The organism is Segatella albensis DSM 11370 = JCM 12258 (assembly GCF_000426565.1).
Taxonomy (GTDB): domain Bacteria; phylum Bacteroidota; class Bacteroidia; order Bacteroidales; family Bacteroidaceae; genus Prevotella; species Prevotella albensis.
In genome coordinates this window covers 102,524-116,199 of record NZ_AUFP01000007.1, presented here as the reverse complement: position 1 = coordinate 116,199, position 13,676 = coordinate 102,524, and the positions used below count along the sequence as shown (strand labels likewise).

The window sequence follows — 13,676 nt, the reverse complement described above, 5'->3', positions numbered from 1 at the left end:
CCAAAATTAGATTAAAAAATGAGACATAATAAAAAATTCAACCATCTGGGTCGTACTGCATCTCATCGTGATGCTATGCTTGCTAATATGGCAGTATCATTGATCATGCACAAAAGAATCACTACGACTCTTGCAAAGGCTAAGGCCCTCAAAAAATATGTAGAACCATTGATCACTCGTTCTAAGAACGATACAACAACTTCACGTCGTGTTGTATTCCGTTATCTTCAGAACAAAGAGGCTATCAAGGAACTTTTTGGAGAGGTTGCTGTTAAGGTTGCAAATCGTCCTGGAGGTTACACCCGTGTTATTAAGTTGGGTGCACGTCAGGGTGATGCTGCAGAGATTGCTTTCATCGAGCTTGTTGACTTCGATGAGAATATGGCAAAAACTCCTAAGGCTGCTGCTAAGAAGACTCGTCGTGCTGGTCGTAAGGCTAAAGCTGAGACAGTTGCAGAAGCTCCTAAGGCAGAAGAAACTGCAGCAGAGGCTGAATAATCTGAATAAGATTAAATATCTCTATAATAAGCGTTTCCATTTTATAATGGGAACGCTTTTTTATGGTATAAACTCGAATATATTTATAGGAAAACCTTATTTATTTTAAATTTTATATATCTTTGTAGAGTTTCAAGTTATATAAATATGAAAAAGATATTTCTTCTTTCTTTGTGTTCAGTCTTTCTGTTGAACAGTTGTGGGACATATACAAGTGATGCCGTTTGGGCAGGAGGTTCTCTAGGCTCAGTTCTTGGTTCTGCTATTGGTGGAATTGCTGGAGGGCCAAGAGGTTCTGATATCGGTACTATTGTTGGAATGGTAGGCGGGGCAGTTGTTGGAGCCAGTGTCTCCCAAAAGAAAGAGTGCGAGAGTCAGGAAAGATACGATGCCTATGGTCATGATGTAACCACACAGCCAGATTCAGATAACAGTGGATTTGATGCAAGTAATGGTGGTGACGATCGTCTGTATGAATTGGATTCATGCAGTCTTGAAATACGTAATGCACGTTTCATAGATGCAAATCAAAACGATGTAATTGATAGAAATGAAGTTTGTAAATTGGTTTTTGAAATTTATAATATAGGTAATGAACCTATTCTAGACGTGATGCCGATGGTTGTTGATTTATCAAATAATCCACATATCTATATATCCCCAAGTGTATATGTCGAGAAAATTTCTCCAGGATATGGCATAAGATATACAGCCATTGTAAAATCAGACAAACGATTGCGGGATGGTATGTTGAAGTTATGCGCTTCTGTAACCCAAGGAAATAAAACCATTAGTAAAACGGTAGAATTCCATATCCCTACCCATAAAGGTTAGGGATATGTGTCAATACATAGATCGTATACTTTCAGAAGAAATCCAATTACACAATACCTTGCGCCATCATAGCATTGGCGACTTTCATGAAACCAGCTATGTTAGCTCCCTTCACGTAGTTGACATATCCATCAGATGTTCTTCCGTATTTTACACATTGCTCATGAATAGAATGTATGATACGATGTAGATGTTCATCAACATCATTCTCACTCCAGTGTAGTCGCATAGAATTCTGGCTCATCTCAAGTCCACTTGTTGCTACGCCACCAGCATTAACAGCTTTTCCCGGAGCAAATAAAATCTTTTCATTTATAAAGAGTTCTGTAGCTTTTTCCGTACACCCCATATTACTAACTTCAGCAACACATATCGGCTGATTTTTCAGAATCATTTGAGCATCATTTTCATTCAGTTCATTCTGTGTCGCACAAGTTAAATAGATGTCAGCTTTCTTAGTCCAAGGCTTTTCCCCCCTTACGAAAGTCGCATTGAATTTCTCTGCATACGGTTGACAGATATCATCTCCGCTGGCTCTGAGTTCTAGCATATAATCAATCTTTTCTCCAGAAATACCATCTGGGTCATAAATATATCCGTCAGGTCCACTTATAGTAATTACTTTAGCTCCCAATTCAGAAGCCTTTTTAGCAGCCCCCCAAGCTACGTTTCCAAATCCAGATAAAGCCACTGTCTTACCGGCAATATCCACATCTTTTGTTTGCAGCATTTGATTTATGAAATATAGAGCACCATATCCAGTAGCCTTAGTCCGTATTTCAGAACCACCCCATTCGATACCTTTACCTGTTAAGACACCATTCCATTTATGAGATAACTTCTTATATGTACCGAAAAGGAAACCAATTTCCCTTGTTCCGACACCGATGTCACCGGCTGGGACATCCTCGTCAGGACCTATATAATGGAATAATTCCTCCATAAAAGACTGGCAAAATCTCATGATTTCGTTAGAAGATCTTCCACGAATAGAAAAATCACTGCCACCTTTTCCACCGCCCATAGGAAGTGTAGTGAGTGCATTCTTAAAAGTCTGTTCAAACGCTAGGAACTTCAAGATAGAAAGGTTCACAGAAGAATGAAATCTAAGTCCGCCCTTATACGGACCAATAGCACTGTTAAATTGAACGCGATATCCAAGATTAACATGCACATCTCCACGATCATCCGTCCATGGTACTCTGAATGTAATGATTCTTTCAGGTTCTACTAACCGTTCTATAAGTTTTACCTTTTCAAATTCAGGATGCATATTATATACATCCTTTATAGAAAGCAAGACTTCTTTTACGGCTTGTAAATATTCTAATTCTCCAGGATGCTTTTGTTCCAAGGTAATCATGAGTTTGTTAACATCCATAGTAATCGAAGTTTAAGTTTGGTTATTTTGAATTTAATTCTCGACAATACAAATATAAGATTTTTGATGTTAAGAAGCAAGTAAATTCAAGAAAAATAGTATCTTTGCGAAGTTAATGCGAGCAGTATATGGAAAATATAGTACCACAGGAATGGAATAAATTTTATCTAAAAGATGTATCATTCGTCAATCTGATGATGCGTCGAATCTATAATGTACTTATTGTAGCCAATCCTTATGATGCCTTCATGCTAGAGGATGATGGTCGAATAGAAGAAAAAATCTACAATGAATACATGGAGTTAGGCCTTCGTTATCCACCTACTTTTACCCAAGTGTCCACTTCTGAAGAAGCTGCCGAAGTACTGAAATCTACCAATATAGATTTAGTTATTTGCATGCCAGGAAATGTTGACAATGATGCATTTGATGTAGCTCGGGACATCAAAGTAAAGTTTCCCGATATCCATTGCGTTGTACTTACCCCATTTTCTCATGGTATAACGAAACGAATGCAAGATGAAGACCTTTCAATTTTTGATTACGTATTCTGTTGGTTGGGAAATACAAATTTGATTCTGTCGATAATCAAATTACTGGAAGACAAAATGAATCTGGAACATGACATCGAGGAAGCCGGTGTTCAGATGATACTGCTTGTAGAAGATAGTATTCGTTTTTATAGTTCGATACTTCCCAACCTTTATAGTTATATATTAAAGCAGAGTCAGAACTTTGCTACGGAGGCACTAAACCCTCATGCCGCAACGATGCGTATGCGTGGTCGTCCGAAGGTCGTCCTGGCACGTACCTTTGAGGAAGCCATGAGTATATATGAAAAATATTCAGAGAATATATTGGGAGTTATTAGCGACGCTCGTTTTCCGATTCATGAAATCAATCCGGATGAACAAGATAACAAGCCAGCCCCCTTGCGTGACTCGAAGGTGTTTAAGGACCACGAAGCTGGTTTGAAATTATTAAGAGCAATCCGAGCACATAACGAGTATATCCCACTTATTATGGAGAGTTCTGAGACAAGTAACCGAGCCAAAGCAGAACAAGAACATTTTCTTTATGTAGATAAGAACTCCAAGAAAATGAGTGTAGACCTCCGTCATATGATGGAGGAACATATGGGATTTGGCGATTTCATATTCAGAAATCCTCAGACCCATGAAGAGATTATGCGAATACACAGTCTGAAAGAATTACAAGACAATATATTCAAGATACCGGACGATTCGATGCTCTATCATATTAGTAGAAACCATATGAGTCGATGGTTGTCAGCTCGTGCGATATTCCCAGTCTCAGCATTCTTGAAACATGTCACATGGCATAAACTCCAAGACGTTAATGCCCATCGTCAGATTATTTTTGATGCCATTGTACAATATCGTCATATGAAGAATATTGGAGTCGTGGCAGTCTTCGATAGAATGAAGTTTGATAAGTATGCTCATTTTGCTCGAATAGGCGAAGGATCTTTAGGAGGAAAAGGACGTGGCTTGGCATTTCTTGATAATGTCATTAAGCGTCATCCCGACTTTAATCAGTTTGAGAAGGCAAAAGTACAAATACCGAAGACCGTTGTTCTTTGTACAGATGTCTTTGACCAGTTCATGGAGGACAATAACCTTTATCAGATAGCTTTGAGCGATGCTTCAGATGAAGAAATCTTGCGTCATTTCCTTAGAGCCCAGTTACCAGACTCTTTGATAGCCGACTTCTTTACATTCTTTGAAGCTACCAAGAGTCCAATCGCAATACGCAGTAGTTCTCTTTTGGAAGATTCTCACTATCAGCCTTTCGCAGGTATTTATAGCACCTATATGATACCGTTCATGGAAGATAAGTATCAGATGCTTCAGATGCTAGCCAGTGCGATAAAGGCCGTTTATGCTTCGGTATATTATAGAGATTCCAAAGCTTATATGATGGCTACTTCTAATGTCATAGACCAAGAAAAAATGGCAGTTATCCTTCAGCAAGTTGTAGGACATCAATATGGAGACCATTTCTATCCTAATGTAAGTGGCGTTTTACGTTCATTGAATTATTACCCTATAGGAGAAGAAAAGGCCGAAGAAGGTATTGCCTCGTTGGCATTAGGTCTTGGCAAATATATTGTTGATGGAGGACAGACATTGAGAGTTTGTCCTTATCACCCATCTCAAGTTTTACAGACTTCAGAAATGGATATTGCGCTGAAAGAAACACAGACACGTTTCTATGCTCTTGATATGTCACACTTCTGTGAGGATTTTAAGGTTGACGATGGTTTTAATATACTGAAATTAAAAGTCAAGGAGGCAGATCAAGAAGGCTCTCTTCATTATCTGGCTTCTACATTTGATCCCTATGATCAAGTAATACGTCCAGGACTTTATGAGGGAGGACGCAAGATCATTTCCTTTGACGGAATCTTGAACCAAGGAGCATTCCCATTGCCAGAAATCATGCAAATGTCAATGAAATATGGTGCAGAGTCTATGCGTCGTCCTGTTGAAATTGAGTTTGCTTGTAATGTCAACGAAGACAAGACCGGAGAATTCTATCTTCTTCAGATTCGTCCAATCGTTGACAGTAAGGAAATGCTAGATGAAGATATTACGGTAATACCAGACTCCAAATGCATACTTCGTTCTCATAATTCATTAGGTCATGGCATCTTAGAGGATGTAACCGATGTTGTCTATGTGAAATATGACGATAACTATTCAGCCATGAACAATTACTATGTGGCAGATGATATAGAACGTATCAATCGAAAGTTTCTTGCTGAAGGGCGGAATTACGTACTTGTGGGGCCTGGCAGGTGGGGCTCAAGCGATCAGTATTTGGGTGTTCCCGTGAAATGGCCACATATCTCAGCAGCTAAGGTCATCGTCGAAGTTGCCCTTAAAAATTATCGTGTAGACCCAAGTCAGGGTACCCATTTCTTTCAGAATCTTACATCTTTTGGAGTAGGCTATTTTACGATAGACACCAATATACCAAGAGAGGGTGGGGTGATAAGAAAGGAAATTCTTGATGCAATGCCAGCCGTTGAGGAGACAGAGTATGTCCGTCATGTACGTTTTGATAAGCCTATGCGTATTTTGATGGATGGAATGAGACAAGAGGGAGTTGTGTTGTTGCCAGAATAAGAATAGATATGGAACTAAAAGAATATTATTCATCGCATATAAAAAATATTTCTATAGAGTTAGAAGAAAAGAAACATAAGAGTAGAAGTTTTATTACTGCCGAAATTATTAGTTTCTTGACTGCTATAGGAGCTGTTGTCGGATATTTTTCCATATCATCATCTTCCTTGTGGTGGTTATTGGCACTTGTATCCTTAGTAGTATATGTTCTTGTAAGGAATGCAGATGCAAAAAACGATGTAAGTATCAGACTTAAGGAAGCATTGATGCGTGTCTACCAGAAAGAACTTCGGGCCTTGGATTCTCATTTTGAAGATTTCCGGGATGGAAGTGAATATCAGAATCTACACCACGAGTTTTCCTTTGATTTAGATATCTTCGGTCCAGATTCCCTATTTAATAGGATGAACCGAACTGTAACTTCCGGTGGAAGTGACCGATTAGCCCATTTGCTATCAACCATAGAATGGAATCGTAATAGCAGGGCCGCTATTCATGAACTTTCTCGTCATGAAGAATTCCTAGCTTCTTTTAAGTCGAATGGGGAATTTCAATATATAGATACACACGTAGTGACCCAAGCAATTGATGCCATAGAAAAGATAAAAGTACCCACTTTGTTTCATTCCCCTGTGGTTAAATTCTTATGTTGTTTGGATATAATCTTTCTTTCGATATGTATCATCGCATCGTTTTTAGGATGGGTATCTTCATCTTTGTCTGTATGGTGGGGTGTTACTAATTTTTTCATGATGATGGCGATTTGCCGGCATTCGATATCTCAGATGAGTCGAGTCGTGGCTAACCTTCATCAACAATTATCCTCATTAATTCAGCTTGTCCGTTTGATAGACGGAAGTAAGTTTGCCTCTTCACACCTCTGTGTTATCCATGAACAACTCTCCATGGCAACAGACTCATTTATAGCGTTAAAACGCATATTGAATAGTCTTGAAAGTAGAAGTAATATCTTGGGATTGATTATATTCAATATCTTAGGACTTTCCGATTATTTCTTAGTACGCCGTTTTGCCTATTGGCAACAGAACTTTGCAAACAGAATGCCCTTATGGGTAGAGGCTATCAGTGATATGGATGCACTCGTCTCGATGGCAACCTTCGAATATAATCATCCCGAAGCTAAAGAAGCAGAAGTCGTAGAAACTCCACGACTTATTTTTGAAGCCGAGAATCTATATCATCCTTTTCTAGGTGCTACTGCCAAGAAGAACGATTTTCGGATAAAAGACCGTAATTATTATATCATCACGGGTGCTAATATGGCAGGTAAAAGTACATTCCTTCGTGCAATAGGAGTAAACTATATTCTAGCTATGAATGGAATACCTGTTTTTGCTGATTCGCTTCGTGTGTCATGCTTTAAATTGTTTTCCAGTATGCGCACGCAAGATGATCTGAGTCACGGCATCAGTTACTTCAATGCAGAACTATTGCGATTGCAGCAACTGATAGATTATGTATCAGGGGATGAACGTCCAACTCTGCTGATACTTGATGAAATATTGAAGGGTACTAATTCTGCGGATAAATTGAATGGCAGTCGTCTGTTTCTAGAGTCTATGTCATCAAAGAATGTCAGTGGTGTAATAGCGACTCACGATTTGGAACTTTCTCAACTGGCCGAGCAACGTCCGATGCAGTTTCATAATTATTGCTTTGAGATACAAGTTGGTCAACACGTGACGTATGATTATAAGATCACATCCGGTGTGGCTCGTAATCAGAATGCCACGTATTTGTTGAAGCAAATATTAGATAAGTGTCAATAAAACAATTAAAATCTTTTAAATAAAGATATGAAAATATAAATAAAGTGTAAAAAATTCACTTGTCGGCATCTTGTATTTGGTGGAAAGATCGATTGTGATTATTTTTGCACATGTGTTTTTCATAGTATTAGATTTAAGGTTAACAAGATTGGTCTACGGCGGTAGACCATTTTTTTGTAATATTTAAACTTTGATACAGAACTGTTAAAAGAAAAAGTGTCGATTTTTTGTTCCATCTAGAATGTACGGGAGACGATATGTCCCCGAGAAACATAGAAAACACCCTTCAAAAAGGTATTTCTCTAGATGAAGTTAACTTCATCAACTTACGCAGTTAACTATGTAGGCTGATGTGAATAGTTATGTAAACTTACGTAGTTAACTGAAAATGGCTATAAATCCAGTATATTTAGAGGATAAAATAAGATGTAAAATTATAACTTGCTGATAACCAAGTGATTACATTTTTTTATCATATTTATAATATTCGTGATCAACTCATTTTAAATTCTGAATTCGCGACTTATGAACACCTTTTTACGGGTGAAAATTAAAGAATGAAAGGTATTTTAAACTTTGTAGGATTCAACTGGCAACTGCGGAGTTAACAATAAGAGCGCATACAGAATTTGCAAGAGAATAGAATGAAGAAACAAACAAAACTATAGATTTGTAAGACGCAGTTTGCAAAATCTAAAGAATTACATCTTATTTAAAGGATAATTAACCATTTTAACTTGATTGCAACATTAAAAAACAATGATATTTTTGTCAACCGAAAATAATATGTTAAATTTGCAATCGGTTTAGTTTAAACAAGACTATTCATTTTTTAAATATAACAAAATTATGGCAGTTAGTTACAAAGAATTAGGTCTCGTAAATACACGCGAGATGTTCAAGAGAGCCGTAAACGGTGGTTATGCAATCCCTGCATTCAACTTCAATAACTTGGAGCAGCTTCAGGCTATTATCGCAGCTTCTTCAGAATTGAAGTCACCTGTAATCCTTCAGGTTTCTAAGGGTGCACGTAATTATGCTAACGCTACACTTCTTCGCTACATGGCAGAGGGTGCTGTAGAGTATGCTAAGGAACTTGGTTGCAAGGCTCCTGAAATTGTACTTCACCTTGATCACGGAGATAGCTTCGAGCTCTGCAAGAGTTGTGTAGATATGGGCTTCTCTTCTGTAATGATCGATGGTTCTGCACTTCCTTATGAGGAGAATATCGCATTGACAAAGAAGGTAGTAGAATATGCTCACGCTCACGATGTAACAGTTGAGGCTGAGCTTGGTGTCCTCGCTGGTGTTGAGGATGAAGTAGTTGCTGCTGAGAGCCACTACACAAAGCCAGAGGAAGTAATCGACTTCGCTACTCGTACAGGTTGCGATAGCCTTGCTATCTCTATCGGTACTTCTCACGGTGCTTACAAGTTCACTCCAGAGCAGTGTACTAAGGATCCTAAGACTGGTAAGCTCGTTCCTCCTCCATTGGCATTCGATGTTCTTGCTGAGATCGAGAAGAAGCTTCCTGGTTTCCCTATCGTTCTTCACGGTTCTTCTTCTGTTCCTCAGGAGTATGTTGAGATTATCAACAAGTTCGGTGGTAAGTTGCCTAACGCTATTGGTATCCCTGAGGATCAGCTTCGTCAGGCTTCTAAGAGCGCAGTTTGCAAGATCAATATCGACTCTGACTCTCGTCTGGCTTACACAGCTGGTGTTCGTGAGACTTTGGCTCAGCACCCAGATTACTTCGACCCACGTCAGTATGGTAAGGTAGCTCGTCAGTACATGACAGATATGTACAAGCACAAGATCGTTGACGTTCTTGGTTCAGACAACAAGCTTGCTAACCTCGACTAATTGTTTTAGATTATGTCATGACGTGATAATTCACGTTGAGGATAAATAAAAAGAAAGGCAGAAATGATGTAAATCGTTTCTGCCTTTTATTTTTTTTCTATAATAAAAAGTCTAAGACATTTCTTTAAAAGAATCTTGTCTTAGACTTATTATAATATAGGCTTTATCGGGGGCAGGGCAATTTATTCATTCACCCTGAGAAAAGCTTGTGGTAAATATGCTATGATATCGCTAGCGATAAGGCTTTCCTTACCGAGGTCTTTCGCTGCTAAATCACCGGCAAGTCCATGTAGATACATACCTACTCTACATGCATCAGCTTCGCTATATCCTCGTGCCAGTAAGGCTGTGATGATACCCGTGAGCACGTCTCCACTTCCTGCTGTTGCCATTCCGCTATTTCCTGTTGGGTTGAATTCGATATGCCCATCAGGCATACAGAGGGCAGAATAGTGACCTTTCAGGATAATATATGCCTGTAGATGCTCAGCCATCTGTTGTGCTCGGTGCAGTCTGTCGTAGCATCCATTGCTTGTGGCCCCCGCAAGTCGGTCAAATTCTTTAGGATGCGGAGTAAGGATGATGTCTTTAGGCAACTGTTGTATCCATGCACGATGATTGCCTAATATGTTGATGGCGTCAGCATCGATGACCATAGGACATGTAGCTCTACGAATCTGTGAAATAAGCGTGATAGCAGTATTTTCCTGCATACCAAGTCCTGGACCTATTGCCATGGCATTATAAGCCTCTGTATCTACCGTTTCTGAGAAATAAGTTTCTTCGTGATCAGTTTGTAATATAGCTTCGGGAACAGAAATCTGCATGATGTCGTAGTTGCGGCGTGGGGTATGTGTATATACCTTTCCTGCTCCACTTCGCAAGCAAGCTTTTGTACAAAGTACAGCAGCTCCCGCCATCCCGTAGCTACCAGCAATAATTAATGCCGACCCCATGGAACCCTTGTGTGCAAAGTCATTTCGGTTAAGTATTCGGGAACGGATGTCGCTTTCTTCAAGAATGCGATACTGACTGTCGGTAGCAGAGATGTAAGTTGGTGAAAGACGAATGTCTAGGACTTTTAACCTTCCGATATATGCTTGATTATCTGCCAGCAACATCGATAACTTCTTTTGCTGCAAAGTGAGAGTCAGGTCAGCATGAATGATATTCTGGTGAATGTTGTATGTGTTATCTTCGCACATCAATCCCGATGGAATGTCAATGCTTACAACCTGTGCGGAACTTTGGTTGATATATTTTACCATTGCTGCGAATCCACCTGCTAGAGGCTTGTTGAGGCCACTACCAAAGAGACCGTCGATGACTAACGTGTCAGTGGTGAGCTCAGGTGGATCGAAGTTTAATGTGATTTCTGTAAATGATTTTACCTTTTTCCCATCAATGAGGCGTTGCTTGTTGGCAGCACAATCCTCCGAAAGGTGATTCAACACATTGAAAAGAAAAACACTGACCGAATATCCGTCCTCGGCCAATATTCTGCTAATTGCCAAAGCATCGCCACCATTGTTTCCAGGACCCGCGAACACGACAATAGGTGTGCGGTTGGTCCATTCCTCCTCTATAGCACGGGATAAAGCTTTTGCTGCTCTTTCCATCAGATCGATGGAAGAGATAGGCTCGTGTTCTATAGTATATTTGTCAAGCTCATGAATCTGAGCACTAGTAAAAATCTTCATATGAGTGCAAAAATACGAAATTTACTCAAATCTTTGCCCATCGTTTGGTATATTTTTAGTAATTTTGCACCAAATATATTTTATCACATCATGAGCAAAGTTAAAATCAAGGACAAAACCTTTAAGACATTCATTCCGGAGTCTGATATTCAAGAGCGCGTAAAAGCAGTAGCCGAGAAGATTAATAAAGACATGGATGGTAAGAACCCATTGCTTCTTGCTGTTCTCAATGGTTCTTTTATCTTTGCAGCTGATTTGATGCGCAATATTACGATTCCTTGTGAAATCTCGTTTGTTAAGCTTGCCTCTTATCAAGGTACAACTTCAACGGGTAAGATTAAGGAAGTAATCGGATTGAACGAAGATCTGGCAGGTCGTACTGTCGTTATCGTAGAAGATATCGTTGATACCGGTTTCACAATGAAACGTATGGTAGAGAGCCTAGGTACTCGTAACCCAAAGTCTATTCATATCTGCACATTGCTGCTTAAGCCTGGAAAACTTCAGGTTCCATTGAATATAGAGTATGCGGCGATGGAGATACCTAATGACTTTATCGTAGGTTATGGTCTTGATTATGATCAGCAAGGTAGAAATCTTCGTGATATCTATGTACTTGATGAAGATTAAGCAAATTTACACTTATCTAAAATAATAATGAAGAATATTGTAATTTTCGGTGCTCCAGGTGCTGGTAAAGGTACACAGAGCGACAAGATGATCGAAAAGTATGGCTTCGGTCATATCTCTACAGGAGACGTGCTCCGTAATGAGATTAAGAATGGTACAGAATTAGGCAAGACTGCTAAAGGTTATATTGACAATGGTCAGTTGATTCCTGATGCATTGATGGTAGACATCCTTGCAAGCGTATATGATACATTTGGCAAAGAACATAAGGGTGTAATCTTTGATGGTTTCCCTCGTACTATCCCACAAGCTGAGGCTCTTAAGAAGATGTTAGCAGAGCGTGGTCACAAGGTGGCTGCAATGATTGAACTTGCTGTGCCAGAGGATGAATTGATGACTCGTCTTATCAATCGTGGTAAGGAAAGTGGTCGTAGCGATGATAACGAAGAGACTATTAAGAAGCGTCTTAACGTTTATCATACACAGACTTCACCTTTGATCGACTGGTATGAGAAAGAAGGTATTCATCATCATGTAGAAGGTCTTGGCACTGTAGACGATATCTTTGGTCGTATCTGCCAGGTTATTGATGCACTTGCTGATTAATTAATTTCGAACTATTTAAATTTGATATATGGCTGTTGAATCCAATTTCGTCGATTACGTTAAAATCTACTGCCGCTCTGGTAAGGGTGGCCGGGGCTCTATGCACCTTCGCCACGTGAAGTATCAACCAAACGGTGGTCCTGATGGTGGCGATGGCGGTCATGGAGGCAGCATTTATCTTCGCGGCAACCATAATTATTGGACATTGCTGCATTTGAAATATCAACGTCACGTGTATGCCGAGCATGGCGGTAATGGCGGACGTGATAAATGCCATGGTACCAACGGTAAGGATGTTTATATTGATGTACCGTGTGGTACCGTGGTTTATAATGCCGAAACGGGTAAGTATGTATGTGATGTGACCTACGATGGACAAGAGGTGCTCTTACTGAAAGGTGGTCGTGGCGGTTTAGGAAACTTCCAGTTCCGTACTTCTACAAACCAGGCTCCTCGATATGCACAACCAGGAGAACCAATGGAAGAGATGACGATCATCCTCGAGTTGAAGTTGTTGGCTGATGTGGGTTTGGTAGGATTCCCTAATGCTGGTAAGTCTACATTGCTTTCTTCAGTGTCGAGTGCTCGTCCAAAGATCGCCAATTATCCATTTACTACGTTGGAACCATCACTCGGTATTGTTGGTTATCATGATAATAAGTCTTTCGTAATGGCTGATATCCCGGGTATCATCGAAGGTGCCAGTGAGGGTAAAGGTCTTGGACTTAGATTCCTGCGTCATATCGAACGCAACTCTCTGTTGCTTTTTATGGTGCCGGGTGATACCGATGATATTAAGCACGATTATGAGGTGCTGTTGAATGAACTGAAGCAATTTAATCCGGAAATGCTTGACAAGCATCGTGTGCTTGCTGTCACAAAGAGTGATTTGCTGGATGAAGAGCTGATCGAGATGCTTCAGGAAACTCTCCCGGATGATCTTCCTGTTGTATTTATTTCTTCTGTAACGGGTAAGGGCATCGATGAACTGAAAGATGTTTTATGGAGAGAGTTGAATAGCGAGAGTAATAAACTTCAGGAGATTACATCTGAAGACACCCTCGTACATCGTGATAAAGATATGAATAATTTCCAAGCCGAACTTCATGCAGAAGGTGAAGATGATGATATTGAGTATCTCGATGATGATGATATCGAAGATGCTGACGACTTGGAAGACTTCGAATATGAAGATGTCGATACGGATGAGTAATCGACATGG

At 39.7% G+C, this 13,676-nt stretch carries 10 protein-coding genes; 8 read left to right on the top strand and 2 right to left on the bottom strand.

What is annotated here, in order from left to right:
* Positions 1-18 precede the first annotated feature (18 nt).
* Both rplQ and K333_RS0105650 read left to right on the top strand, forming a co-directional pair.
* On the top strand, positions 19-498 hold the full coding sequence (gene rplQ / locus K333_RS0105655) for a 50S ribosomal protein L17 (RefSeq protein WP_027452439.1): 480 nt from the start codon (positions 19-21) through the stop codon (positions 496-498).
* 147 nt (positions 499-645) lie between these two features.
* Positions 646-1,332 carry a hypothetical protein gene (locus tag K333_RS0105650; RefSeq protein WP_024989712.1) on the top strand — a complete coding sequence of 229 codons (687 nt, stop codon included), beginning with the start codon at positions 646-648 and terminating at the stop codon, positions 1,330-1,332.
* A 46-nt stretch (positions 1,333-1,378) separates the two neighbouring features.
* Here K333_RS0105650 and gdhA read toward each other — a convergent pair whose 3' ends face one another.
* Positions 1,379-2,713, bottom strand: a complete 1,335-nt coding sequence (gene gdhA, locus K333_RS0105645; RefSeq protein ID WP_024989711.1) for an NADP-specific glutamate dehydrogenase — start codon at positions 2,711-2,713, stop codon at positions 1,379-1,381.
* 128 nt (positions 2,714-2,841) lie between these two features.
* Here gdhA and K333_RS0105640 point away from each other — a divergent pair, with 128 nt between their 5' ends.
* From K333_RS0105640 to K333_RS0105630, 3 genes are all read left to right on the top strand, one after another.
* Positions 2,842-5,865, top strand: a complete 3,024-nt coding sequence (locus K333_RS0105640; RefSeq protein WP_027452438.1) for a PEP/pyruvate-binding domain-containing protein — start codon at positions 2,842-2,844, stop codon at positions 5,863-5,865.
* 8 nt (positions 5,866-5,873) lie between these two features.
* The gene (locus K333_RS0105635; RefSeq protein ID WP_027452437.1) at positions 5,874-7,655 is read left to right on the top strand and encodes a MutS-related protein; all 1,782 of its coding nucleotides are present in this window, start codon (positions 5,874-5,876) and stop codon (positions 7,653-7,655) included.
* A gap of 849 nt (positions 7,656-8,504) precedes the next feature.
* On the top strand, positions 8,505-9,518 hold the full coding sequence (locus K333_RS0105630) for a class II fructose-bisphosphate aldolase (RefSeq protein WP_024989710.1): 1,014 nt from the start codon (positions 8,505-8,507) through the stop codon (positions 9,516-9,518).
* 182 nt (positions 9,519-9,700) lie between these two features.
* Here the strand turns inward: K333_RS0105630 and K333_RS0105625 are convergent, their stop codons facing one another.
* Positions 9,701-11,218: a bifunctional ADP-dependent NAD(P)H-hydrate dehydratase/NAD(P)H-hydrate epimerase gene (locus tag K333_RS0105625; protein ID WP_027452436.1), complete on the bottom strand. Its 1,518-nt coding sequence runs from the start codon at positions 11,216-11,218 to the stop codon at positions 9,701-9,703.
* Between the two features lie 90 nt (positions 11,219-11,308).
* Between K333_RS0105625 and hpt the strand changes: the two genes are divergently transcribed.
* From hpt to obgE, 3 genes are read left to right on the top strand one after another with little or no spacing between them, the layout of a single operon-like run.
* On the top strand, positions 11,309-11,848 hold the full coding sequence (hpt, locus tag K333_RS0105620; protein ID WP_024989709.1) for a hypoxanthine phosphoribosyltransferase: 540 nt from the start codon (positions 11,309-11,311) through the stop codon (positions 11,846-11,848).
* Positions 11,849-11,875: 27 nt separating this feature from the next.
* A complete protein-coding gene (locus K333_RS0105615) occupies positions 11,876-12,454 on the top strand; it encodes an adenylate kinase (RefSeq protein ID WP_027452435.1) in 579 nt (192 codons plus the stop codon).
* Between the two features lie 28 nt (positions 12,455-12,482).
* On the top strand, positions 12,483-13,667 hold the full coding sequence (gene obgE / locus K333_RS0105610; protein WP_024989708.1) for a GTPase ObgE: 1,185 nt from the start codon (positions 12,483-12,485) through the stop codon (positions 13,665-13,667).
* Positions 13,668-13,676: the final 9 nt, after the last annotated feature.